At 72.5% G+C, this 23940-nt stretch carries 19 protein-coding genes; 9 read left to right on the forward strand and 10 right to left on the reverse strand.

Translation table 11 applies throughout. The features are described from left to right. Positions 1–5: 5 nt before the first annotated feature. From AB0K67_RS26085 to AB0K67_RS26120, 8 genes are all read right to left on the reverse strand, one after another. The gene (locus AB0K67_RS26085; protein ID WP_364065179.1) at positions 6–1013 is read right to left on the reverse strand and encodes an alcohol dehydrogenase catalytic domain-containing protein; all 1008 of its coding nucleotides are present in this window, start codon (positions 1011–1013) and stop codon (positions 6–8) included. Beyond that, on the reverse strand, positions 1014–1874 hold the full coding sequence (locus AB0K67_RS26090) for a fumarylacetoacetate hydrolase family protein (protein WP_364065182.1): 861 nt from the start codon (positions 1872–1874) through the stop codon (positions 1014–1016). It lies immediately after the preceding gene. Positions 1875–2036: 162 nt separating this feature from the next. Beyond that, the gene (locus AB0K67_RS26095; RefSeq protein ID WP_364065184.1) at positions 2037–2903 is read right to left on the reverse strand and encodes an LLM class F420-dependent oxidoreductase; all 867 of its coding nucleotides are present in this window, start codon (positions 2901–2903) and stop codon (positions 2037–2039) included. Positions 2904–2955: 52 nt separating this feature from the next. Next, complete coding sequence (locus tag AB0K67_RS26100; RefSeq protein ID WP_364065187.1) at positions 2956–3654, reverse strand: hypothetical protein; 699 nt, start codon at positions 3652–3654, stop codon at positions 2956–2958. Continuing rightward, on the reverse strand, positions 3651–4529 hold the full coding sequence (locus tag AB0K67_RS26105) for a carbohydrate ABC transporter permease (protein ID WP_364065189.1): 879 nt from the start codon (positions 4527–4529) through the stop codon (positions 3651–3653). The genes AB0K67_RS26100 and AB0K67_RS26105 overlap by 4 nt, the downstream gene beginning before the upstream one ends. Continuing rightward, a complete protein-coding gene (locus tag AB0K67_RS26110; protein WP_364065191.1) occupies positions 4526–5437 on the reverse strand; it encodes a sugar ABC transporter permease in 912 nt (303 codons plus the stop codon). The genes AB0K67_RS26105 and AB0K67_RS26110 overlap by 4 nt, the downstream gene beginning before the upstream one ends. A 78-nt stretch (positions 5438–5515) precedes the next feature. Then, positions 5516–6811 carry a sugar ABC transporter substrate-binding protein gene (locus tag AB0K67_RS26115; protein WP_364065194.1) on the reverse strand — a complete coding sequence of 432 codons (1296 nt, stop codon included), beginning with the start codon at positions 6809–6811 and terminating at the stop codon, positions 5516–5518. Between the two features lie 34 nt (positions 6812–6845). After that, on the reverse strand, positions 6846–7853 hold the full coding sequence (locus tag AB0K67_RS26120; protein WP_364065196.1) for a hydroxyacid dehydrogenase: 1008 nt from the start codon (positions 7851–7853) through the stop codon (positions 6846–6848). Positions 7854–8244: 391 nt separating this feature from the next. Here AB0K67_RS26120 and AB0K67_RS26125 point away from each other — a divergent pair, with 391 nt between their 5' ends. Next, a complete protein-coding gene (locus AB0K67_RS26125) occupies positions 8245–10221 on the forward strand; it encodes a DUF2264 domain-containing protein (protein WP_364065199.1) in 1977 nt (658 codons plus the stop codon). Positions 10222–10260: 39 nt separating this feature from the next. Here AB0K67_RS26125 and AB0K67_RS26130 read toward each other — a convergent pair whose 3' ends face one another. Beyond that, on the reverse strand, positions 10261–11445 hold the full coding sequence (locus tag AB0K67_RS26130; RefSeq protein WP_364065201.1) for a substrate-binding domain-containing protein: 1185 nt from the start codon (positions 11443–11445) through the stop codon (positions 10261–10263). A gap of 416 nt (positions 11446–11861) precedes the next feature. On the opposite strand from AB0K67_RS26130, the gene AB0K67_RS26135 reads away from it, so the two are divergent. From AB0K67_RS26135 to AB0K67_RS26165, 7 genes are all read left to right on the forward strand, one after another. After that, entirely contained in the window at positions 11862–14426 is a 2565-nt protein-coding gene (locus AB0K67_RS26135; RefSeq protein WP_364065203.1) for an ATP-dependent Clp protease ATP-binding subunit, read from the forward strand. A gap of 189 nt (positions 14427–14615) precedes the next feature. Next, complete coding sequence (locus tag AB0K67_RS26140; protein WP_364065206.1) at positions 14616–14999, forward strand: hypothetical protein; 384 nt, start codon at positions 14616–14618, stop codon at positions 14997–14999. Between the two features lie 786 nt (positions 15000–15785). Next, the gene (locus AB0K67_RS26145) at positions 15786–16736 is read left to right on the forward strand and encodes a rod shape-determining protein (RefSeq protein ID WP_364065209.1); all 951 of its coding nucleotides are present in this window, start codon (positions 15786–15788) and stop codon (positions 16734–16736) included. Positions 16737–16822: 86 nt separating this feature from the next. Beyond that, complete coding sequence (locus tag AB0K67_RS26150; RefSeq protein WP_364065211.1) at positions 16823–17152, forward strand: TraR/DksA C4-type zinc finger protein; 330 nt, start codon at positions 16823–16825, stop codon at positions 17150–17152. Positions 17153–17236: 84 nt separating this feature from the next. Beyond that, on the forward strand, positions 17237–18754 hold the full coding sequence (locus tag AB0K67_RS26155) for a helix-turn-helix domain-containing protein (RefSeq protein ID WP_364065214.1): 1518 nt from the start codon (positions 17237–17239) through the stop codon (positions 18752–18754). 128 nt (positions 18755–18882) lie between these two features. Then, positions 18883–20136, forward strand: coding sequence for an FAD-dependent oxidoreductase (locus AB0K67_RS26160; protein ID WP_364065217.1), 1254 nt, complete (start codon positions 18883–18885; stop codon positions 20134–20136). Between the two features lie 142 nt (positions 20137–20278). After that, entirely contained in the window at positions 20279–20416 is a 138-nt protein-coding gene (locus AB0K67_RS26165) for a hypothetical protein (protein WP_364065220.1), read from the forward strand. A gap of 27 nt (positions 20417–20443) precedes the next feature. Here the strand turns inward: AB0K67_RS26165 and AB0K67_RS26170 are convergent, their stop codons facing one another. Then, positions 20444–22720: an FdhF/YdeP family oxidoreductase gene (locus AB0K67_RS26170; RefSeq protein WP_364065222.1), complete on the reverse strand. Its 2277-nt coding sequence runs from the start codon at positions 22718–22720 to the stop codon at positions 20444–20446. A 170-nt stretch (positions 22721–22890) separates the two neighbouring features. Between AB0K67_RS26170 and AB0K67_RS26175 the strand changes: the two genes are divergently transcribed. After that, positions 22891–23757, forward strand: coding sequence for an LLM class F420-dependent oxidoreductase (locus AB0K67_RS26175; RefSeq protein WP_364065225.1), 867 nt, complete (start codon positions 22891–22893; stop codon positions 23755–23757). The last annotated feature ends 183 nt before the right edge of the window (positions 23758–23940 follow it).

Here is a 23940-nt window from a genome sequence, read left to right on the forward strand (position 1 = left end):
CTTCCTTAGCGTCGCGGGTCGATGTGGATCTTGGGTCCTGGGCCTTCGGGGCGGCGCCCGGCCAGCGCCTCGGCGGTCTCGGCGAGCCCGATCGTGGCGGCGACCAGCGGCCGGGCGTCCACCGAGCCGTCGGCGTAGGCCGCGGCGGCCCCGTCGAGTCCGGCTGAACCGCCGAGAATACCGACTGCCGTCACGTCCTTCAGCACCAGGTCACGGGTGTCGACCGTGGACGGGTCCGGTGCGAGGCCGATGTAGACGGCGCGGCCGCCCGGCTCGACCAGGTCGAGGGCGAGCCCGGGCAGCTCGGGCGCGGTGGAGGCGTCGATGACCGCGTGCCAGGGCAGGCCGGGCAGCTCGGCGCGGGTCCAGACGCCGGAGAAGCCGAGATCGGTGGCCAGGCCGAGCTGGGCGGGGTCGCGGCCGAGCAGGTGGACCTCGACGCTCTGGGCGCGCGCGAACAGCGCGGCGAGCAGGCCGATGGTGCCGGTGCCGAGGACGAGCAGCCGCTCCCCCGAGCCGAGCGCGGCGGCGCGTACGGCGCGCAGCGCGTTGCCGCCCGGCTCGACCAGCGCGCCGAGCGCGGGGTCCAGGTCGTCGGGCAGGGCGTGCAGCGCGGCGGCCGGTACGGGGAGCCGCTCGGCGAGCGCGCCGGGGCGGCCCCTGCTGATGCCGATCTCGGCGAGGTCGGCGCACACGTGGTGCCGCCCGGCCAGGCAGCGCGCGCACCGGCCGCAGCCGAGCATGGTGTCGCCGGTGACGCGGCGGCCGAGCCAGGCGGGGTCCACGCCGTCGCCGACGGCGCTGACCCGGCCGCACCACTCGTGGCCCGGCCGCAGCGGGTACCAGGCGCGCCCGGTGCTCAGGTAGCTCATCCGGCCGGTGAACAGCTCGACGTCGGTGCCGCACACGCCGGCCCGCTCGACGTCCACCACGACCTCGCCGGGCGCGGCGTGCGGCGGCTCGACGTCCTGGACCTCGGCCTTGCCCGGCCCGGTGAGCACCAGGGCGCGCATCTAGCGGGGTCCGACGACGGTCTGCCGCTGGCTGCCCAGGCCGTCGATGCCCAGCTCCATGACGTCGCCGGGCTGGAGCCAGATCTGCGGGTCGTGGCCCATGCCGACGCCGGGCGGGGTGCCGGTGTCGATGAGGTCGCCGGGCTCCAGGACCATGAACTGGCTCAGGTGGTGCACGATCACGTACGGGTCGAAGATCATGGTCTTGGTGTTGCCGGTCTGGCGGCGCACGCCGTTGACGTTCAGCCACATGCCGAGGTCGCGCACGTCGGGGATCTCGTCGGGGGTGACCAGCCAGGGCCCTGCCGGGTTGAACGTCTCGGCCGACTTGCCCTTGCTCCACTGCCCGCCGCGCTCCATCTGGAAGGAGCGCTCGCTGACGTCGTTGACCACGCAGTAGCCGGCGATCGCGTCCCTGGCCTCCTCGACCGAGTCGAGGTAGGAGGTGCGGCGGCCGATGACGATGCCCAGCTCCACCTCCCAGTCGGTCTTGGTGGCGCCGCGCGGGATGCGCACGTCGTCGTACGGGCCGACGAGCGTGTTCGGCGACTTGGTGAACAGGATCGGCTCCTTCGGCACCGCCTGTCCGGTCTCGGCGGCGTGGTCGCTGTAGTTGAGCCCGATGCACAGGATCTGGTGCGGCCGGGCGATGGGCGCGCCGACGCGTTCGCCGGCGAACTCGCGTACGTCGCCGCGGGCGATGCGCTCATCGACCACGGAGGCGATGGATGCGGGGCCGCCCCCCGCGAAGAAGCGCTCGTCGAAGTCGGGGGTGACGTCGGAGACGTCGACGTAGCGGGTGTCGTCGACGCGGACGACGGGCTTCTCGGCGCCGGGGGCTCCGATGCGCATGAGGTACAAGGCGGCTCGCCTCCAGGTCTCTGCTGACGACGGCGGTGCGACGGTTTTCCCCATTATGAGAGGCTGTCGTCCCGCGGTGACCAGTGGTAGGCGGGTGCGGACCGCAGCGCGCCGAGCGCGTCGGGCACCGCTCCGGGAGGCGGGCGGCCCGCAGAGTCCGCTCTAGCCGTTCAGCGCCGGGCCGAGCCTGCGCCACTCATCGCGCGGGAAGCCCTTGGGGTCGTCGGTGAGCACCTGGACGGTCACGTGGTCGGCGCCTGCCGCGCGGTGCTCGTCCACCCGGCGCTTGACGGCCTCCTCGTCGCCCCAGGCGATGAGCGCGTCGAACAGCCGGTCGCTGACGGTCTCCAGGTCCTCCTGGGAGAAGCCGAGCCGCAGCAGGTTGTTGGCGTAGTTGGGCAGGGACAGGTAGCCGCGCAGCCAGTCGGTGCCGATGGCGCGCGCCTCGTCGCGGCTGGAGCACAGGATCGCGGTCTGCTCGGGCAGCAGCAGCGGGCCCGCGCCCAGCGCCTCGCGGGCCTGGCGGGTGTGGTCGACGGTGACGAGGTACGGGTGGGCGCCGCGCGAACGCTCCTTGGCCAGCTCCAGCATCTTGGGACCGAGCGCGGCGAGCACCCGGTCGCCGGGCCGTACGGGCCGCTCGGCGGTGTCGAGCCCGTCGAGGAAGGCCGACATGGCGGCGAGCGGGCGGCGGTAGCGGCCGGGCTCGGTCGAGTCGATGAGCGGGGCGTGGCTGACCCCGATGCCGAGCAGGAACCGGTCGCCGTGCGCGGCCGACAGCGACGCATGCGAGGCGGCGGTCTCCTCGGCGGTGTGCATCCACAGGTTCAGGATGCCGGTGGCGATCGTCGCCTGCCGGGTGGCCGACAGCAGCCGCTCGACCGCCTCGAACACCGGCCCTCCGACGTCGGGTATCCACAAGGCGGTGAACCCGAGTTCCTCCAGCTCGGCGGCCGCTTCGGCGGCCTCTCCCGGGTCACCGTGCCTCAGTTGCGTGCTCCAGATGCCCGCGCCCGCAAGATTCTTCATGATTCTCGTGATACCACGGCGGCCCGAAGGAGCGGCCGTACGCCACGCCTCCTCAGCGGGCCGGCGCGACGACGTACCGCATGGTCGCCCAGGCCGCGTACAGCAGCGGGGAGGCCAGCAGGAGCAGGCCCGCCACCGGCTTGACCAGGACGACCGCGACGGCGAGGCCGAGCACGACGAGGGTCGCCGCCGCCAGGTACCAGCGGCGGGCGACCAGGAACAGGCAGGGCAGCACCAGGGAGCGCAGCCGCGTGCCGGGCTCGCCGGCCAGCGTCAGCAGCGCGAACGCCACCGAGATCACCAGCGCGGCGGCGGTGCAGAAGAACGGCACCAGGGCCGGGCCCCAGCCGGTGCCCGCCACGGCCGCCGCGTCCACCGCGAGCACCGCGACCGCCGTCCCCGCCGCCGCCCACACGGCCAGGGCGCGCCGCCAGGCCCGCCGGTAGGCGCCCCAGAACGCGCGCAGCACGCCGGTGCCGCCCTCGTCCAGCGCCTCGAAGCAGCCGAACGCGCCCGTCAGCGCCGGCGCGCACAGCAGCGACAGCACGCCGAAGAACGGCCACGAAGCCAGCGGGTCGCGCACGACGGCCAGCGCGAACAGCAGCGGCGCGCAGGAGATCGCCAGCAGCACGTTCGTCATGAGGCCGACGTAGACGGTGGAGAACACCTTCTCGTAGGTCTCCTGGCGGGCGGGGCGCAGCAGCCGCCGTGCGACCCCGCCGCCCTCGGAGACGTTCCGCGGCGCGCTCATCCCTTGAGCCCGCTCGTCGCGATGCCGCGGATGAAGTACCGCTGGCCGAACAGGAAGATCACCAGGATCGGCAGCACCGACAGCACCGAGCCGGTCATGATCATCGCGTACTCGGCCTCGTACTGGCCGACGAACGAGCGCAGGCCGAGCTGCACCGTCCACAGCTCGTTGCTGGTCAGGTAGATGAACGGCCCCATGTAGTCGTTCCAGGTGTTGACGAACGTCAGCAGCGCCAGGCTGGCCAGCGCCGGTTTCGACAGCGGCAGCATGATGCGGCGGTAGATGCCGTACTCGCTGAGCCCGTCGATGCGCGCCGCCTCGCACAGGTCGTCGGGGATCGACATGTAGTACTGCCGCATGAGGAAGACGCCGAACGCGCTGAACGCCTGGAGCAGAATGATCGACAAGAACGTGTCGGTCAGCTCGGCCCGCTGCATCATGATGTACTGCGGCACCATGTACGCCTGCCACGGCACCGCGATGGTCGCGATGTAGGCGAGGAACAACCCGTCCCTGCCGGGGAAGCGCACCTTGGAGAAGCCGTAGGCGGCGAAGCTGCCGGTCAGCACCTGCAGCGCGGTGATCGTGACGGACAGGAACGCCGAGTTGCCGAGGTAGGTGAGCAGCGGGATGCGTTCCCAGATCTCCACGAAGTTCTGCCAGCGCAGCTCGTCGGGGATCCACTGGATCGGCACCGAGAAGACCTGGTTGTCGCGTTTGAGGGAGGACGACACCATCCACGCGAACGGCACCAGCACCAGCGCCGCGATCACGATCAGGCCGATGTAGGCGGGGACGGTGCGGAGCAGCCGCCGCGCGCGGCTGCGCCCGCCGGCGGCGCCCGCCTCGGTGGCGGCTCCTGGCAGCGCGGTCATGACGTGCTCCTGCGCTCGTTGAGTCGGAACTGAAGGACGGTCACCGTCAGCACGATGAGGAACAGCACCAGCGCGATGGCCGATGAGTAGCCGAACTGGCCCTCGCGGATGCCTTCGCGGTAGACGAGCTGGGCCAGCACGAGCGTGCTGCGCCCGGGGCCGCCGTCGGTCATCACCACGATCAGGTCCAGCACCTTGAAGCTCTGGATCGTCAGCATGACCAGGACGAAGAACGTGGTGGGCCGCAGGCAGGGCAGCGTGACGTTCCAGAAGCGCTGCCAGGCGCCGGCGCCGTCCACCCTGGCGGCCTCGTAGTACTCGCGCGGGATGGTCTGCAGGCCGGCCAGGTAGAGCACCATGTAGTAGCCCATGTCCCGCCACACGCTGGTGATGATGACGGCGGGCATCGCCCAGTCGGTGCTGGCCACCCAGCGCGGCGGATCGGAGATGCCGATCGCCTCCAGGAACTGGTTGATCGGGCCCGCGGTCGGGTTGAACAGCATGTTCCACACGACCGCGACGGCGACCAGCGAGGTGATGTACGGGAAGAACGCGGCGGTGCGGAAGAACTGCACGCCGCGGATCTTCCTGTCGAGGACGATGGCCAGGCCGAGCGCGACGGCCAGCGTCAGCGGGATGTGCCCGGCCGCGTAGAAGAGCGTGTTGCGCAGCGCGACGTGGAAGTTCTGGTCGCGCCACAGCCGCTCGAAGTTCTCCAGCCCGACCCATTCGGGGGTGCTGTAGGAGTCCCAGTCGAGGAACGCCAGCGCGAACGCGGCCAGCATCGGCACGAGCGTGAACAGGGCGAAGCCGATGAAGTTCGGGAGGATGAAGCTCCAGCCGACGAGGATGTTGCGCCAGGAGCGTCGGCGGCGGGGCGGTGCGGCCGGCGGCAGCGGTCGCGTCATTGCCTGTGTCATGGTGTCCTTCGGAACTCTCCGTGAGGCGCCGGAGGGCCCGGACGGCGGCCCGGGCCCGCGACCGCCCTAGTTGAGTACTTCGCTCTTGACGCGCTCGTTCATGGAGCGGATGCCGTCGGCGATCGACTTGTCGCCGACCATGATCAGCTCGTGTTCCTCGTTGAGGATCGTGTCGATGTCGGAGGTGTGCTCGCTGACCGGCATCTCCAGCACGACCTTGTCGGGCTCGAACGCCTTCTTCGACAGCTCGTCCTCCGGCATGCCCTTGAGCCCGAAGTACGCCTCGGTGATCTCGGGCGTCTGCAGCGCCGGCACCACGCCGACCTTCGTGATCGCCTCGGCGCCGGCCTTGCTCGCGGCGAACTCGACGAACTTCTTGGCGGCGTCGGCGTGTTCGGAGCGCTTGTTGACGGCGAACGCGGTCGGCGAGCCGAACGTGGTGACGCCGGTGGCGCCGGGCCGCTGCGGCATGGGCGCAAGGCCCCACTCGACGTCGGTGGCGCCCTTCTCCTTGGCCTCGAGGATGCCGGAGATGTACCAGGTGCCCATGGGCATCATCGCGGTCTTGCCGCTCTCGAACTGGGTGCGGTAGTCGGCCTGCTGCGACTTGGCGGTGCCGAAGTCGAGCACGGCGCCGGCGTCCTGGAGGCCCTTGGCCACGTTGTACTGGTCGGTAAAGAACGTGTAGTCGCCGCCGAGCTGATCGCCGCCGGTCTGCGCGGCGGAGACGGCCTGCACGACCGAGCGCCAGGTGTGGTGGTAGGCGCCGTAGACCTTGTCGCCGCCCTCGCCCGACGTGAGCTGCTTGGCGATCTTGACGTAGTCGTCCCAGGTCATCGGCTCGGGCAGCTTGACGCCCGCCTTGTCGAGCAGCGTCTTGTTGTAGTAGAGCAGCCAGAAGTCCTGCCGGTACGGCAGCGCGTAGTACTTGCCGCCGACGTCGAAGGCGTCCAGGCCGGCGAGCTTGCTCGTGTCGGTCGACTTCACCATGTCGGTGAGGTCGAGGAGCTGGTTGCGGCTGGAGTAGCGGGAGTAGTCGGTGACGTTCTTCATCGTGATCACGTCGGTCTTGTCACCGCCCGCCAGCATGGTGGTGACCTTCTCCGGATAGTCATCGGCGAGGATGTCGACCGGCTTGATGGTGATGTTCGGGTTGGCCTGCTGGAAGGCGTCGAACAGCGCCTTGAACTCGGGCGTCTTGGCCAGGTTCCACACCGTGACGCTCAGCGTGATCTTGCCGTTGGGGTCGGCCGGCTCGGGGTCGCCCGAGCCGCAGGCCGCGAGGGTGAGCGAGAGCGCGCCCGCCAGGGCCAGGCCCTTGACCGCCTGCCGCCGCGCACCGCCCTTGCCTGACGTGATCATTGATCCGGTCTCCTCTCCGTCGCAGGGGGGTTGGTCAGGCGCTGACGGCGAACTCGTCCGGCGTGACGGCCGTGCGCAGCGGCAGGCCGGCCAGGTGGCGTTCGAGTTCGTCGAGAGCGCTGTCGCTCATGCGCCGGGTCTCGCTGCCCAGCGAGCCGGCGATGTGGGGGGTGATCATGACGTTGGGCAGCTCGTACAGCACCGACTCGGCGGGCAGCGGCTCGGGGTCGGTGACGTCGAGGATGGCGTCGAGCCGCCCGGAGGCGCACTCGCGCTCCAGCGCGGCGGTGTCGAGCACGGCGCCGCGCGCGGTGTTGATGACGGTCGCGCCGTCGCGCAGCATGGCCAGCTCGGCGGCGCCGATGAGGTGCCGGGTGGCGGGCAGCGAGGGCACGTGCAGGGTGAGCACGTGGCAGCGGCGCAGCAGCTCGGGCAGCTCGACCAGGCGGCCGCCCGCGGCGCTCACCTCTTCCTGCGCCGCGTACGGGTCCGAGACCAGCACGTCCACCTCCAGGCTGCGCAGCCGTTCGACGACCCGGCGGCCCACCCGCGAGAAGCCGACCACGCCGACCGTGCGGCCGCGGTTGCTCAGCTCGCCGCGCTGTGAGGCGTAGGACCAGTCGTCGCGGTGCTTGCGCGCGTCCTGGGCGAGGAACGGCGCCTTCTTGCCGGCGAAGATGACCGCGGCGAGCGTGAACTCGGCGACCGGGATGGCGTTGGCGTCGGCGGCGCTGGTCACCACGATGCCGCGGCGCCACACCTCGTCGGTGACGAACGGGCGCACGGTGCCGGCGCAGTGGAAGATGGCGCGCAGGCGAGGGGCGTCGGCCAGCCGTTCCGTGGTCAGCGGCGGGCAGCCCCAGGAGGTCAGCAGCACCTCGCTCTCCCGCAGGCGGCGCCGTGCGGAGGGGGTGTCCAGGTCGTCGACGCAGATCGGGTCGCCCAGCTCGGCCATCTCGCGCAGCCGGTGCAGCTGCCGCTGCCCGAACTGCAGCCGGTAGGTGTCCGGGTTCATGACCAGCAGGGCCTGGGGTCGCGTCATCGGGACGCGCCCATGTGCCCGTTCGGCCGGCCGGCGACGCGGAATCTGCTGTTCAACCTGATGCTCCTTGTTACGCGATGACGTCAGGGGTGTCTCGGCACGCGCGCATGACGGCACGGCGAGAGAAGGGCGCCTGGATGGATCCGATCGGCAAACGATCAGCTTCGTTCATCTGTGATCGGTCGGCGTTGCCATGGAGTTAAGCGCGAGCATGTCGAAACAGTCAAGAGGCAATCCAATCGATCCGATCATCAACGTTCGGCTTAGATCACAACTGCTCAACAAAGCGGCCGGATGGGCTCGTGACCGCTTGACGGGCAACCGGGGCGCTGTAACCATCGCGTGAATCGATGGTTACGTAAACATCGTTCCGGCACGAAGGGACTCGTGAATGCCGCCCCTGGACGACCCGCGGCTGTCACCGTTCACCGGGTGGACGCGCGCACACTGGGCAGATCTGGCCGACCGCATGCTGCTGGCGGCCCGCCGCCACACCTCGCCGGGGCGCGCCAGGGTCTCCTTCCCCGGCCGGCCCGGCGGCTACGGCCCCGACGTGGACGCGCTCGAAGGCTTCGCCCGCACGTTCCTCGCCGCCGGCTTCCGCGTCACGGGCGAGAACGGCGAAGACCCGCTCAACCTCATGGAGTGGTACGCCGACGGCATCGCCGCCGGGACCGACCCGCACTCCCCCGAGCGCTGGGTCCGGCTCGACGAGCACGACCAGGCCAAGGTCGAGGCCGCCTCGCTCGCGCTCGTCCTGCACCTGACCAGGCCCTGGCTGTGGGACCGGCTCGATCCCGTCGTGCAGGAGCAGGTCGTCGACTACCTCAAGCCCGCCATCGGCTCGTGGTATCCGCCGATCAACTGGGTGTGGTTCCAGATCGTCGTCGAGCAGTTCCTCAAGTCGGTCGGCGGGCCGTACTCGGCGGAGGACATCGAGGCGGGGCTGGCGCTGACCGACGGCTTCGCCCGCCAGGACGGCTGGTACGCCGACGGCGACGAGCGCTCCTACGACCACTACGCCGGGTGGGCGCTGCAGTTCTACCCGCTGCTCTGGGCCGAGATGGCCGCGGGCAGCCCCGAGGCGGAGTCCCGCCGCCCCGTCTACCTGCGGCGGCTCGAACGCTACCTGCAGGACGCGGTGCACCTCGTCGGCGCCGACGGCTCGCCGCTCATCCAGGGGCGCAGCCTCACCTACCGGTTCGCCGCGGCCGTGCCGTTCTGGACCGGCGCCAGGTACGGTCTCGACACGCCCTCGCCCGGGCTGCTGCGGCGGGCCGCGTCCGGAATCGCCCGCCACTTCGTCTCCCACGGCGCCCCCGGCGATGACGGGCTGCTGACGCTGGGCTGGCACGGGCCGTGGCGGCCGATCGCGCAGTCGTACTCGGGGCCCGGGTCGCCGTACTGGGCGTCCAAGGGGCTCTTCGGCCTGACCCTGCCCGCCGACCACCCGGTGTGGACGGCGGTGGAGGAGCCGCTGCCGGTCGAGCGCGGCGACTACGGCCGCGTCCTGCCCGCCCCGGGCTGGCTGGTCAGCGGGACGCGGGCCGACGGCGTCGTACGCGTCGTCAACCACGGCACCGACCACTCGCATCCCGGCTCGCATCTGACGGACTCGCCGCTGTACGCCCGCCTGGGCTACTCGACCGCCACCTCTCCCCTGCTCGCCGGCCCGCACGCCGCCCGGCCCCTGGACCAGTCGGTCACGCTGCTGTCGGAGGACGGCGAGCCGAGCCACAGGACCGGCTTCGACACGCTCCGCCTGGAACGGCTCGCCACCGGGACCGTCGTCGGCGGGTCGCGGTGGCGGGCGCACTGGGTGAAGCCCGACGAGGACGCCCCCGATCACGGCTCCGGGCGCTCCGGCGAGGTGCGGCCGGGGCCGTGGCTGGAGGTGCTGTCGGTGCTGCGCGGGGCGTGGGAGGTGCGGCTGGTCCGCGTACAGCCCGATCCCTCCGGTGATGGGGCGGCTTCTCAGGGGACGGCGCGGCTGCGGGTCGGCGGCTGGCCGCTGCCGGCGGACGGCCCGCACGAGGACAGCCCGCACGAGGACAGCCCGCACGAGGACAGCAGGGCTTCCCAGGTGAGCAACGGCAAGACCTGCTCCGGGGTGTGGGACGCGGCCGGGCTGGACGCCGGCGGGGTCACCTCGGCGGACGACGCCTCGCCGCTCGCCCACTGGACGCTGGTGCCGTGGCGGGCGACGAGCGGCCCCGCCCGTACGGGCGTCTGGTACGCGGCGGCGATCCACCTCGGCGCGTCCGAGCCCGGCGAGCCGCCCGCCGTGGCGTGGGACGGCCCGCGCTGCCTGGTGACCTGGCCGGACGGCACGAGCGACGCCTTCGACCCCGCTCCCCTGCCGTCCTGACCCGCTCCCCTTGACCCGCCTGCCCCCGAGGTAGGCGGGTCAGGACGACGACTGGCGGACGATGAGCTGCGGCCCGACCACGACGCGGTGCGCGGGCCTGTCGGGGTTGCGCAGGCGTTCGAGGAGCAGCGTGAACGCGGCGCGCCCGATGTCGGTCTTCGGCGGCCGGATCGCGGTGAGCGGCGGGTCGCACAGCTCGGCCACCTCGTCGTCGTACGTGACCACCGCCAGGTCCTCCGGCACCCGGATGCCGCGGTCCTGGCACCGCTCGACCAGCGAGATGGCCTCGGGGTCCGAGTGCACGAGCAGCGCCCTGGTGCGAGAGGCCAGGCAGGCGTCGAGCACGTCGTCGAGCGCCTGTGCCCAGCCGGGGTCGCGGCGGTCCACCGTACGGGCCTGGGGCGTGCCCTCCATCTCCAGCCCCAGCTCCTCGCAGGCCAGCCGCCACCCGGCGCGGACGTGCGGGGCCGTAGGGCTGCTGATCGTGGTGATCAGGCCGACCCGGCGGTGACCGAGCACGGCCAGGTGGCGTACGGCCATCGCCGCGCCGAGCGCGTGGTCGCTGACCACGGACTCCATCGCCTCCCGGTAGGGGCCGACGGCCGCGGCCCGCTCGATCAGCACCACCGGCACACCGGCCGAGTGCAGCCAGCGGACCAGCTCCTCGCCCTCGTCGCTCTCGGTGGTGGGCGCGACCAGCAGTCCGTCCACGCCGACGGACTCGATGAGCGAGGCGAGCTGGCGCCGCTCGTCGGCCACCTGGTACGTGGCCCCGCGCAGCACCACCCGCACCCCGGCGGCGGCCGCCGCCTCGCGGACGCCGCGGATCACGTCGGGGTAGTAGTAGTCGAGCGAGGGGACGACCATGCCCACCGTGAGCGGGCCGCCCTGCTGCGCGGGGGCCTCCGACGGCTCGCGGGCGGGCTGCGGCTCGGGCGCGGGCGGCTCGGTGAGCGCGGCGCCGCCGCGTACCCGGCGGATGACGCCCTCCTCGGCGAGGAGCGTGATGTCACGTCTGATGGTGATCGCCGACACCGCCAGCTCGGTGGCCAGGTCGTGCACGCGCATGATGCCGCGCCGCCGCAACAGCTCCACCAGCCGGTTGCGGCGCTCGTCCGGCAGCCTGCCCGCCGCGTCGGAGCCGGCGCGCGCGCCGGCGGCTCGGCCGTTCTGCTCCTCGGCCTGGTCTTCGGCAGGTGATGCGCCCGTGGCCACGTTGGTCATACTCCTCCTTGCCGACGGCCATAGTACCGATCGAAACTGATCAAAGGTGAATTAACAAGTAACAGACATGATTCTTTTGTGACGACCCCTGGACGGCGATAGGGCCGCACCGATAGGCAACATCGGCCGGCGCGTTGCCCCGCCTACCGTAGTGCGCGCTGATCGCCGTGACAGCCGGGAACGCCGTCGCCGACACGTCCGGCGTGGCCGGTGAGGCGAGGCGAGCACCCCCCCGCGCTCACCTCCGGAACGGCGCCGGCGCGTCCGGCAGGCGCCCAGGACCAGGCCGGCGCGGGCCCCGCCGCCACCTCCAGAGCGAGATCGCCCCCGTCCCACCCACGAGAGGAAACGCCGTGCTTACGGCGTACGGCCAGGGGTAGGCGGCCCGGAAGCGACGTCATGTGAAGGGGGGACCCATGACCTCTGGTGATTACTGGCACTACGGCTATGGCCCCATGGACGAATTGCTGGCCAGGTTCTTCGGGTTCGGGCCGCCGCCGTACAACCGGCGGGTCGATCTCGAACGGCTGCTCAGCGAGGACGCCATCGAGTTGCTGCGCACCGCCGCCCAGAAGGCGGCATCCTGGGGCGCCGCCTATCTCGACACCGAGCACCTGCTGTGGGCCGCCACCCAGGTGGCGGCGACCCGGGCGATGCTGGAGAACGCCGGGGCCGATCCGGAGGCGCTGGCCAGAGAGGTGGAGCAGAACGCCGACAAGCGTGAGCCGCGCGAGGGCCCGGTGCGCCTGGCGCCCGCCGCCAAGCGCGCCCTGCTGGACGCGCGGCAGGCCGCCAGGGCCACCGCGGCGTCGTACATCGGGGCGCAGCACCTGGTGCTCGCGCTGTCGGCCAACCCGCTGTCGGCGGCGGGACGGCTGCTGCGCCATGCCCGGCTCACCCCCGAGTCGTTCATCCAGGAGGGCAGGAGCGCCGCCGAGCCGATGCAGCACCAGCCGCCGCAGCCGAGCACCACGCCGACGCTCGACCAGTTCGGCATCGACCTGACGGCCGCCGCCGACGAGGGCGGCATCGACCCCGTGATCGGCAGGGACGACGAGATCACGCAGGCGGTCGAGGTGCTGTCGCGGCGTACCAAGAACAACCCGGCGCTGCTCGGCGAGCCCGGCGTCGGCAAGACCGCCATCGTGGAGGGCCTCGCGCAGCGCATCGTCAGCGGCGAGGTGCCCGACACGCTGCGCGGCAAGCGGGTGGTGCAGCTCGACGTGGCCGGCCTGGTCGCGGGCACCAAGTACCGCGGCGAGTTCGAGGAGCGGCTGAGCAAGCTGATGGAGGAGATCCGCGCCCACAGCGAGGAGCTGATCATCTTCATCGACGAGCTGCACACGATCGTCGGCGCCGGCGGCGCGGAGGGCGCGATCGACGCCTCCAACATGCTCAAGCCCGCGCTCGCCCGCGGTGAGCTGCACGTCATCGGCGCGACCACGCTCGACGAGTACCGCAAGTACATCGAGAAGGACGCCGCGCTCGAACGCCGCTTCCAGCCCATCCTGGTGCCCGAGCCGACCGTCGAGGACACCATCGAGATCATGCGCGGCCTGCGCGACCGGTACGAGGCGCACCACCAGGTCAAGTTCACCGACGACGCGCTGGTGGCCGCGGTGGAGCTGTCCGACCGCTACATCCCCGACCGGTTCCTGCCCGACAAGGCCATCGACCTCATGGACCAGGCGGGCGCCAGGGTGGCGCTGCAGACCGGGACCACCCCGGCGGGCACCCGCGAGCTGGAGGAGGACCTGGAGCACCGGCAGCGCGAGAAGGACCAGGCGGTCGAACGCGAGGACTACGACCGCGCCCGCGAGCTGCGCGACGAGATCCTTGAGCTCAAGGCCCGCATCGAGCAGGCCAGGAGCAACCGCTGCGGCTTCGCCGAGGTCACCCCTGAGGACATCGCCGAGGTCGTCTCCCGCGCCACCGGCATCCCCGTCGCCCAGCTCACCCAGGAGGAGCGCGAACGGCTGCTCGGCCTCGAAGAGCACCTGCACCGGCGGGTCATCGGCCAGGACGAGGCGGTACGGGCGGTGGCCGAGGCCGTGCGCCGCTCCCGCGCCGGGATGAGCGACCCCAACCGGCCCATCGGATCGTTCCTGTTCCTCGGGCCGACCGGCGTCGGCAAGACCGAGCTGGCCCGTGCCCTGGCCGAGGCGCTCTTCGGCGAGCAGGACCGGATGATCCGGCTCGACATGAGCGAGTTCCAGGAGCGGCACACGGTCTCCCGTCTCGTCGGCGCGCCGCCCGGCTACGTCGGCTACGAGGAGGCGGGACAGCTCACCGAGCAGGTGCGGCGCAGGCCGTACTCGGTGATCCTGCTCGACGAGATCGAGAAGGCGCACACCGACGTGTACAACCTGCTGCTGCAGGTGATGGACGACGGGCGGCTGACCGATTCGCGGGGCCGCACGGTCGACTTCAGGAACAGCGTGCTGATCATGACGTCGAACATCGGCGCGGACCTCATCATGTCCCATCCCGGCGAGGCCTCCCGTGAGCTGCGGGGCCAGCTCATGCGGCTGCTGCAGCAGCGGTTCAGGCCCGAGTTCCTGAACCGGATCGACGAGATCATCATGTTCCGCGGCCTGGACGCCGAGCAGCTCCGCGAGATCACCTCGCTGCTGCTGGAGGAGACCAGGCGGCGGCTGCACGCGCAGGGCGTGGAGCTGGAGATGGAGCCCGCCGCGATCGACTGGCTGGCCCGCGAGGGCTACCAGCCGGCCTTCGGCGCCCGGCCGCTGCGCCGGATGATCCAGCGCACGCTGGACAACACGTTCTCCCGGCTGCTGCTCAACGGGACGCTCCGCGAGGGGCAGCGCGCGCACGTCGCGGTCCGGGACGACGACCTCACCATCACCGTCCTCGACCCGGGCGCCGAGGCCGGCCCGGAGACCCGCCCGAACGCGGTCGCCAAGGCGACACCGCGCACGCCGCAGGAACGGCGCGAAGAGAACATCGGCCACTACCTCTGACCGCGAGCCCGAGCCCTGGTTGCCGGCTCGGCCTTCGACGTCGGGCTCGGCCTCGGATCCGGGCTCAGGCTCAAGTTCGGAGGCTCCAGCGCGCAGGCTCGGGCGCGCAGGCTCGGGCGCGGCCTGGGAAGGCGGGGCCTGGGAAGGCGGGGCATGCCTTTTCCCACTTCCTGGGCTATGGTCGGCCGTATGACGGGACCAGGGATCACCTCACGGAGGTTCATCTCGCCGCGCGACGGCGTGATGGGCCTGGTCCTGCTGTCCCTGCTGGTGGCCGGCGCGTTCTCCGTCGCCTGGTACGGCGGCGGGCCGGCGGGCCTGTCCGGCACGTCCGCCGGGCAGGTGTGGCTCGCGGGCGCGTACAAGGACAAGCTGTCCAGCCTGCCGCCGCAGGCGGGCAACGCCCGTGAGCACCACACGCTGTCGCTGTGGCCGCCGTTGCGCGGCACGCGCAACGGCGAGGCCGCCCACCTGGCGCTCCTGCCCTCGCCCGGCTCCGACGGCCCGGCGATCCGCGACCCGCAGCAGGTCGGCCACCGCACCGCGGGCTCCCGCAGCCCGCCGCTTTCCTGACCCCTCCTCCCTTCGCGACCCGCGACATCCTCGGCCCGGCCCAGCCACGCTCTGACAGGCCCGGAACGCGCATGCCCGGACCGGAGCAGGCGTGACACGCCGTGCCCTCGCCGTTCGTGACTCGGCGAGACCGGCGCCGGCACGTCTCGGCGAAGCTGGGCGTTCGGCGTGCTCCGGCTGTGCTGGAGCGCGGGACTGACCGGCACTAGGGGATGTGGCGCTTCGGCTGACCGTCCCGCAGGTGCTCCCGGGCAACCGGCGCCTCACCGGCCCGGAGGTCCGGCGCTCACCCCTGCGCGCACTGGTTGCGGCCGATCGCCAGAAGCTCCGATCGGCACGCTCCCGACGTCTGGCCGCGTGACCGGCCGGTGATCCGGCGCGTGCAGGAACGCCCTGCGCGCAGAGCATGCCAGTCCGGCCGTGGCCCGGACGGCTCGCCCGTGTCCGGCCGGTGAGCGGCTCCGCGAGCCGGCGTCCGGCCTGCCGGCCGGCGTCGGGCCGGGAGCGCGATGACCGGGCCGGCGGGCCGACGCCCTGCCCTTGGGCCGGACGCTCGCGCGCTGGACGTCGAGGGCCGTGGTGCGGCCGGCGCGGGATGCCGGGGCCGCCCCTGCGCGGGTTCGCGGTGGGGAGGAGGGGCGGGCGGTCGAGTTCGTGGGGCGGCGATCGTGCCGTTCCCCGTCGTTTCGCTACAGCAAGGAGCCAGTCAGTCATGGCCGTGATCAGGTCATTGCAACAACGGACCAGCGGAGTCCGGTGGGATCGACGTCGCGCAGGAGGCGGGGCATGAGCCCGGCGCAGGAGTCCGCGAAATACGGGGGCGGCTTCGTGGCGTTGGACCTCGGTACGGCGTGGACCCGCACCTCGCGCGGAGCCGCCATCGCCGGCCGTCCGTCGGAGGTGCTCGCCGCCTCGTCCCAGGACCCCGAGGCCCGGGTACGCCCGCTTCGCCACGGCATGGTCGCCGACCCGGCCGCATGCCTCCGGCTGGTACGCGAGGCGCTCCAGGACGCAAGACCTCCCGACGACGAACCCGTGGAACGGGTGCTGGTCGGCGTCCCGCTGGCGGCGACCCAGAGCGACCGCCGCGCCGTGCACGCCGCCGTCATCGAGGCCGTCACGGGCCGCCCCGCCACCACGCCGATTCCCGCCACCGTCGGCGGGAGAGCGGGCGGGATCGGTAGCCCGGCAGCCGGCGATCCCGCCCGTCACCCGGCGGCCTCCCCTGCCGGTACCTCTCCCGGTGACTCGGCCGTGGACTCCGAGGACGTGAGCGGCGTCGCGGGTGGGGTGGCGGTGTGGCTGGTGGATGAGCCGGTGGCCGCCGCCGTCGGGGCCGGGCTGGACGTTTCAGGGCCGCAGCCGTTCCTGCTGCTCGACGTGGGCGCGGGGATCGTGGAGGCCGTGGCGGTGTGCGGCGGCTCCGTGTGCGACGCGGCCGCGCTGCAGCTCGGCGCCACGACGAGTGCGGGGCTGCTGCCGTACGCGCTGGACGGGGTCGTGGAGATGACCGCGGCGCTGGTGCGGCGGCTGCCCGACGACGTACGCCGGGCCGTGCCGTCCTTGACCGTCACGGGAGGCGGTGCCCGGCAGCAGCGGCTGCTGCAGCGCCTGCAGCCGGCCCTGCGCATGCCGGTCCACGCGGCGCCGGAGCCCGAGCACGCGACCATCCGCGGCCTGTCCCTCATCGGCCGGCGGCCGGACCTTCTGCCGGAGATCACCCGGTACGGCCGATGAACGCACCGCGGCACGACCCGCCGTGCTCCTCCCGGTGCTCCCACAAGCCAGTCCCCCCAACCAGTCCTCTAGAAAGGGGAATCGTCATGACCGACTCTCACCTCAGCAGCGTGCAGCTTCAGGAACTGCGCGAGGAGCTGCAGCAGCAGCTCGAACGGCGCAGCCGGCAGCTGCTCGGCCTGCAGGCCGAGGCGGAGGGCGGCACGGGCGCCGACGCCCAGTACCAGGAGCTGATGGTGAACCTGGCCGCCGCCGACCGCGCGATCGCCGAACTCTCGCAGGCGCTGGAGCGGGTCAAGGACGGCACGTACGGCCGGTGCTCGGGCTGTGAGGCGGGCATCCCGTACGAGCGGTTGAAGATCCGGCCGCTGGCCAAGTTCTGCATCACCTGCCAGCGTCGGTACGAAGCAGCCTAAAGCGGGCAGATTCGCGTGGCGGGACGGCGGCAGCAAGCCGTCCCGCCACCCTCGCACACGCGACGAGCAGGAGGTCGAACGCCCGTGGTCAGACTGGACCGCCTGGTCAACGTGCTGGGCGGGTACGGCGTGCGCCTGGCCGGCAGGACGGACGCCCGCACGGTGCAGCTGCGCAGCGTGGCGATGCCGGACCCCACGGACGAGCGCCGGGTGGTGGGCGACGTGCTGCTGGCGGTGGGCGCGGCCTCGGTCGCCGAGGCGATCGCGTGGGCGCGGGAGGCCCGTGCCACGGCGGTGCTGGTGCGCGCGGGCGATGAGGCGGCGCGCGAGGTGCCGCAGGACGCCGGGGTGGCGGTGCTGCTGGTGGATCCGGCGGTGTCGTGGAGCCAGCTCGCGGGGATCGTGTTCGGGCTGGTGCTGGAGGGCAGGGAGACCGAGTCGGGGCGGGGCCCGACGGACCTGTTCGCGCTGGCCGACAGCCTGGCGGACGTGGTCGGGGCGGCGGTGACGATCGAGGACCGGCTGTCGCGGGTGCTGGCGTATTCGCGCTCGCAGCAGGCGGGCGACCCGGCGCGGCTCGAGACGATCCTGGCCCGGCAGGTGCCCGAGCGGTTGCGTGAGCTGTTCGAGGCGCGCGGGGTGCTGAGCCGGCTGGCCGCGTCCGACGAGCCGATCTTCGTGGAGCCGGACCCCGAGCACGGGCTGACGGGGCGGATGGCGGTGGCGGCGCGGGCCGGGCGCGAGGTGCTGGGCACGGTGTGGGCGACGTGCGACCGGCCGCTGACGGGCCGGCGGCTGACCGCGCTGTCCGACGGAGCCCGTACGGTGGCGCTGCACCTGCTGCGCTCGCGTGCGAGCGCGGACCTGGAGCGGCAGGTGGAGTCGGATCTGGTGATCCGGCTGCTGGAGGGCAGCGCCGACGCGGTGACCGCGCTGAGCCAGCTCGGGCTTGCGCCGGGGCCGATGCGGGTGATCGCGGTACGCGCGGGCGCCGCGAGAGACCGGGCGGCCGCTTTGCTGCTGGCGTTCGACCGGGCCACCACGGGGTTCGGCTGGTCGCGGCCGGGCCGCAGCACGCTGCTCGGCAACACGCTGTACACGATCCTGCCGGGCGAGGAGGCGCAGGGGGCGCTGGCGTGGGTGGCGGCGCTGCAGGCGGCGCTGCCCGCGGAGGTGGAGCTGGTGGCCGGGATCGGCGCGCCGGCCGGGGCGGCGGAGCTGCCGGCCGGGCGGCAGGAGGCGGACGAGTGCCTGGCGCTGCACGAGAGCGCGGGCGGCGCACCGCCGGTGTACGACGAGTCGTGGGGTGACATCCTGCTGCAGCGGCTGCGGGCCGCCGCGCGTACCGGACGGACCCCGGCGCGCGGCCCGGTCGGCGAGTTGCGGCGGCACGACGCCCGGCACGGCACCCGCTATGTGGCGACGCTACGGGCCTGGCTGGAGGCGCAGGGCGACCCGGTCGCGGCGGCGGAGCGGCTCGGCGTGCATCCCAACACGGTCAGGAACCGGCTGCGCAAGATCGGCGAGATCACCCCGCTCGACCTGGACGACGCCCGCCAGCGCCTCGCCATGATCATCCAGCTCGCCGCGCTCGGCGAATGACCCGGTTGTGGGAAGCGCACAATCGGCGCGGCTGAATTGTCCTGATCGCACAGCGCTCACCCGCCCGCGGACGGTCATCCTGTCACCGTAAGAAGCGAGTCTTCCGAAAGCTGGAAGGAGACGGCGCCATGGTCGACGGCACCAGCGGCTGGCCGCGCAAGGTGATCGTGGTGGGCGCGGGCATCGTCGGCCTGTCGACGGCGTGGTTCCTGCAGGAACGCGGGGTCGAGGTCGAGGTGGTCGACCGCAAGGGCGTGGCGGCCGGTGCGTCCTGGGGCAACGCCGGGTGGATCTCCCCCGGGCTGGCCATCCCGCTCAACGAGCCCTCCGTGCTGCGGTACGGGCTGCGCTCGCTGCTGAACCCCTCCGCTCCGCTGCACGTTCCGGTCACCCTCGACCCTGGGCTGTGGTCGTTCCTGCTGAAGTTCGCCGCCAACTGCCGGTGGCCGTCGTGGACCCGGGCCGTGCGCGCCAACCTGCCGCTCAACGAGGAGAGCATCGAGGCGTTCGACGTGCTCACGTACAACGGCGTACGTGCGCCGCTCGTGCACGCCCCGATCACGGCGGCGTTCCGCACGCCGAAGCAGGCGCGGGCGCTGCTCAACGAGCTGCGCCGCATCTCCGCCGCCGGGCAGCAGGTCGCGCACGTCCCGCTCGGCAGGGAACGGCTGGTCGAGCACGTGCCGCTCGCGTCCGATGCGCTGACCGCCGGCGTGCGGCTCGACGGCGAGCGGTACGTCGATCCCGGCGCGTTCGTGCACGCGCTCGGCGACTCGGTGATGAAGCGGGGCGCCACCGTGTACGCCTTCGAGGTCACCGACGTGCGCAGCGACGGCAGGCAGGTCACCGTGAGCTCGGCCAAGGGCACGACGCTGACGGCGGACGCGGTGGTCGTGGCGACCGGCGCGTGGCTGCCTCGCCTGGCCGCGAAGTGGGGCGTGCGCACGCCGGTCCGCGCGGGCCGCGGCTACTCCTTCACGGTGCCGGTCGATCGTCCCGTTCCCGGGCCGATCTACCTGCCGGAGGTCCGGGTGGCGTGCACGCCGTACCAGGGCAAGCTGCGGGTGGCCGGGACGATGGAGTTCCGCTCCCCCGACGCGCCGCTGGTGCCGGCCCGGCTTGAGGCGATCATCGCCTCGGCGCGGCCGCTGCTCGACGGTGTCCGGTGGGAGGAGCGCACGGACGTCTGGGTGGGTCCGCGGCCGGTCACGCCGGACGGGCGCCCGCTGGTCGGCGCGACCCGGCTGCCCGGCGTGTACGTCGCGGGCGGGCACGGCATGTGGGGCATGACCCACGGCCCGGCCACCGGGCGGCTGCTGGCCGAGCAGATCACCACGGGCAAGCAGCCCGCCGCGCTGCGCGAGTTCGACCCCCTGCGCTGAGCCCGGCCCCGCAAAGCTCCGCCCCGAGGTGGGTCCGGCGCGGTGTGACGCATCGCGCCCTCGGGGCGGCCTGTCTCCGCCGCGCGACGGCTTTCCCCGACTTCTGGGGTGACCCACCGTGATCGGATGCTAGCGTCCGGTTATGCACGATGACGACATGTCAGGGAGGCCGCCGCTGGGCCGCCGCGTGCTGGTCGTGGCGGGGGCGGTGCTGCTGACGCTCGCGTACGTGCTCATGGGCGCCGCCTCGTTCGCGCTGATCACACGTGAACTCGGCTGAGACCGCCGCACCTCCGACCGGCCCGGCCTACGACGCCGGGCGCTCCAGCCGGACGATGACCGACTTCGAGGTCGGGGTGTTGCTGCCGTCGGCCACGCTGTCGAGCGGCACCAGGACGTTCGTCTCCGGGTAGTAGGCGGCGGCCGAGCCGCGCGCGGCCGGATAGGCGACCACGGTGAAGCCGGGCGCGCGGCGCTCGACGCCGTCGTGCCAGACGCCGACGAGATCGACCACGTCACGGTCGGCGAAGCCCAGCTCGGCCAGGTCGTCGGGGTTGACGAGCACGACACGGCGGCTGTGGCGGATGCCGCGGTAGCGGTCGTCGTCGGAGTAAGGAACGGTGTTCCACTGGTCGTGGGAGCGCAGCGTCTGCAGGATGAGGTGGCCGGGCGGGGCCTCCAGCTTGGTGAAGGCGTTGGCGGTGAAGACGGCCTTACCGCTCTCAGTGCGGAAGACCCGCTCGTTGACCGGGTTGGGCAGGCGGAAGCCGCCGGGCTCGGCGACGCGCGCGTTGAAGTCCTCGAAGCCGGGCACGACGCGGGCGATGCGGTCGCGCACGGTGCCGTAGTCGGCCTCGAACGTCTCCCACGGGATGTCCGGATTGTCGCCGAGCACGCGGCGGGCCAGCCGGCTGATGATGGCGACCTCGCTGAGCAGGTGGGGCGAGGCGGGGTCGAGCCGGCCGCGCGAGGCGTGGACCTGGCTCATGGAGTCTTCGACCGTGACGAACTGCTCGCCGCTCGCCTGCACGTCGCGGTCGCTGCGGCCGAGCGTGGGCAGGATGAGCGCGGTCTCGCCGCAGACGGTGTGGGAGCGGTTGAGCTTGGTGGAGATGTGGGCGGTCAGGCGGCAGGCGCGCATGGCCCGCTCGGTGACGGCGCTGTCGGGGGTGGCGCGGACGAAGTTCCCGCCCACGCCGAGGAACACCCGGGCGCGGCCGTCCAGCATGGCCTGGATGGCGCCGACCGTGTCGAAGCCGGGCTTGTGCGGCGGCGTGAAGCCGAACTCCTTCTCCAGCGCGTCGAGGAACGACTGCGGCGGGCGTTCCCAGATGCCCATCGTGCGGTCGCCCTGCACGTTGCTGTGGCCGCGCACCGGGCACACGCCCGCGCCTGGCCGGCCGATGTTGCCGCGCAGCAGCAGGAAGTTGACGATCTCGCGGATGGTGGCCACGCCGTGCTTGTGCTGGGTCAGGCCCATCGCCCAGCACACGATGATCTTCTTGCTGCTCAGCACCATCTCGTGCACGCGCTCGATCTGCGCGCGGTCGAGGCCGGTGGCGGCGAGCAGGTCGGGCCAGCCGAGGGTACGCGCGTGCGCGGCGAACTCGTCGAACCCGGTCGTGTGCGCCTCGATGAAGGCGTGGTCGAGCACCGTACCCGGGCGCTCGTCCTCGGCCTGGAGCAGCAGCAGGTTGAGCGCCTGGAACAGCGCGAGGTCGCCGCCCGGCCGGATCTGCAGGAACTCGTCGGCGATGCGGGTGCCGCGCCCGATGATGCCGCGCGGCTTCTGCGGGTTCTTGAAGCGCATCAGCCCGGCCTCGGGCAGCGGGTTGACCGCGACGACGCGCCCGCCGGAGCGCTTGGTCTCCTCGAGGGCGGAGAGCATGCGGGGGTGGTTGGTGCCGGGGTTCTGGCCGACGACGAAGACCAGGTCGGACTCGTGGATGTCCGACAGGCTCACGCTGCCCTTGCCGACGCCCAGCGTCTCGATGAGCGCGTGGCCGCTGGACTCGTGGCACATGTTGGAGCAGTCGGGCAGGTTGTTGGTGCCGTACGCGCGGGCGAAGAGCTGCAGCAGGAACGCGGCCTCGTTGCCGAGCCGCCCAGAGGTGTAGAAGAGCGCCTGGTCGGGGTCGTCGAGCGTGCGCAGCTCGCCGGCGAGCAGGCCGAGCGCCTCGTCCCAGCCGATCGGCTCGTAGTGGTCGCTGCCGGGGCGCTTGACCATGGGCTCGGTGAGCCGGCCCTGCTGGTTGAGCCACTGGTCGCTGCGGCCGGCCAGCTCGGAGATCGGGTGCTCGCGGAAGAAGTCGCGGGTCACCCGGCGTGAGGTGGCCTCGTCGGTGACGTGTTTGGCGCCGTTCTCGCAGTATTCGTTGCGGTGCCTGCGGCCCGGCTCCGGCCAGGCACAGCCGGGGCAGTCGATGCCGGCCGTCTGGTTGACGTTGAGCAGCGTCAGCGCCGTGCGCCGGACGGTGGTCTGGCCCAGGGAGTACTGCAGCGCGTGGGTGACCCCGGGCAGACCGGCCGCCCACGTCTTGGGCGGCGTGACGTGAAGGTGCTTGTCGCCTTCGGCCCTGTTCATCGGTGACCATCTCCTCGCGGCTTGCTGCGTAGGTTACCGCCGGTCCGGAACAGGTCGGATCACCGGCCGGGGCCGCCCGGAGCGTCGCGCATGTGAGTGGTGCGCTTTTTGATGAAGATGGTGCTGGTCGATCGAGCCGTTTCCTTCGGATTTCCTTGGAGGCAGTACGCATGCGCATCGGTGTCGTCTTCCCGCAGATCGAGCTCGGCGGCGACGTGGGCGCGCTGCGCGCCTACGGCCAGGGCGTGGAGGAGCTCGGCTACGCCCACGTGATGGCCTTCGATCACGTGCTCGGCGCGGACCCCGCGGTGCACACGGGCTGGGACGGCCCGTACGACGTGCGCACCACCTTCCACGAGCCGCTGGTGATGTTCGGCTACCTCGCCGCGATCACCAAGCTCGAGCTGGTCACCAGCATCATCATCCTGCCGCAGCGGCAGACGGCGCTGGTCGCCAAGCAGGCGGCGGAGGTCGATCTGCTCGCCGAGGGGCGGTTCCGCCTGGGCGTCGGGCTGGGCTGGAACCGGGTCGAGTACGAGGCGCTCGGCCAGGACTTCTCCACCCGGGGACGCCGGGCGGAAGAGCAGATCACGCTCATGCGGCGGCTGTGGACCGAGCAGTCGATCACGTTCGAGGGCGAGTTCGACCGCGTCACCGGAGCCGGGCTGGCGCCGCTGCCGGTGCAGCGGCCGATCCCCGTCTGGATCGGCGCGCAGTCGCCGGCCGCCTACCGCCGTGCGGGGCGGCTGGCCGACGGCTGGTTCCCGCAGATGTCGCCGGGGCCGCGCCTCGACGAGGCGAAGGCGGTGGTCGAGGAGGCCGCCGCGCAGGCGGGACGCGACCCGGCCGCGCTCGGCATGGAAGGGCGGCTCCCCTGGCGGGGCGATCCCGACGAGGTGGCGCGGCTGGCGGATCGGTGGCGCGAGTCCGGGGCCACCCACATCGCCATCGACACCATGCGGGCCGGGCTGGCCACGGTCGACGACCACCTCGCCGCCCTGGCGACCGCCGCGGAAGCCCTCGGCCTCCGCCGCTGACCGGTCGGCCCGTCGCGGGACGGCGCCGAGCGCGTTGCGAGGGGTCGGCCCGATCGCCCGCGTCACGGCCGCGCCGGGCCGCGGCTTTCCGCCGCCCGGACGGCTGGGCCGGGCGGTCCGGGAATTCGGCCGGACATCCCGCTCGCACCTCCTGTTCGGCGCAATCTAGAACGCCGGGACCGC

This window comes from Nonomuraea sp. NPDC052634, assembly GCF_040678535.1.
Taxonomy (GTDB): Bacteria; Actinomycetota; Actinomycetes; order Streptosporangiales; family Streptosporangiaceae; genus Nonomuraea; species Nonomuraea fastidiosa.

Excerpts from the sequence above, each read along its gene's own strand:
- AB0K67_RS26110 (WP_364065191.1), bottom strand. The coding sequence starts at position 5,437 with ATGACGCGACCGCTGCCGCCGGCCGCACCGCCCCGCCGCCGACGCTCC.
- AB0K67_RS26100 (WP_364065187.1), bottom strand. The coding sequence starts at position 3,654 with ATGAGCGCGCCGCGGAACGTCTCCGAGGGCGGCGGGGTCGCACGGCGG.
- AB0K67_RS26175 (WP_364065225.1), top strand. The coding sequence starts at position 22,891 with ATGCGCATCGGTGTCGTCTTCCCGCAGATCGAGCTCGGCGGCGACGTG.
- AB0K67_RS26170 (WP_364065222.1), bottom strand. The coding sequence starts at position 22,720 with ATGAACAGGGCCGAAGGCGACAAGCACCTTCACGTCACGCCGCCCAAG.
- AB0K67_RS26160 (WP_364065217.1), top strand. The coding sequence starts at position 18,883 with ATGGTCGACGGCACCAGCGGCTGGCCGCGCAAGGTGATCGTGGTGGGC.
- AB0K67_RS26145 (WP_364065209.1), top strand. The coding sequence starts at position 15,786 with ATGAGCCCGGCGCAGGAGTCCGCGAAATACGGGGGCGGCTTCGTGGCG.
- AB0K67_RS26130 (WP_364065201.1), bottom strand. The coding sequence starts at position 11,445 with ATGACCAACGTGGCCACGGGCGCATCACCTGCCGAAGACCAGGCCGAG.
- AB0K67_RS26085 (WP_364065179.1), bottom strand. The coding sequence starts at position 1,013 with ATGCGCGCCCTGGTGCTCACCGGGCCGGGCAAGGCCGAGGTCCAGGAC.
- AB0K67_RS26165 (WP_364065220.1), top strand. The coding sequence starts at position 20,279 with ATGCACGATGACGACATGTCAGGGAGGCCGCCGCTGGGCCGCCGCGTG.
- AB0K67_RS26105 (WP_364065189.1), bottom strand. The coding sequence starts at position 4,529 with ATGACCGCGCTGCCAGGAGCCGCCACCGAGGCGGGCGCCGCCGGCGGG.
- AB0K67_RS26095 (WP_364065184.1), bottom strand. The coding sequence starts at position 2,903 with ATGAAGAATCTTGCGGGCGCGGGCATCTGGAGCACGCAACTGAGGCAC.
- AB0K67_RS26115 (WP_364065194.1), bottom strand. The coding sequence starts at position 6,811 with ATGATCACGTCAGGCAAGGGCGGTGCGCGGCGGCAGGCGGTCAAGGGC.
- AB0K67_RS26135 (WP_364065203.1), top strand. The coding sequence starts at position 11,862 with ATGACCTCTGGTGATTACTGGCACTACGGCTATGGCCCCATGGACGAA.
- AB0K67_RS26150 (WP_364065211.1), top strand. The coding sequence starts at position 16,823 with ATGACCGACTCTCACCTCAGCAGCGTGCAGCTTCAGGAACTGCGCGAG.
- AB0K67_RS26120 (WP_364065196.1), bottom strand. The coding sequence starts at position 7,853 with ATGACGCGACCCCAGGCCCTGCTGGTCATGAACCCGGACACCTACCGG.
- AB0K67_RS26125 (WP_364065199.1), top strand. The coding sequence starts at position 8,245 with ATGCCGCCCCTGGACGACCCGCGGCTGTCACCGTTCACCGGGTGGACG.
- AB0K67_RS26140 (WP_364065206.1), top strand. The coding sequence starts at position 14,616 with ATGACGGGACCAGGGATCACCTCACGGAGGTTCATCTCGCCGCGCGAC.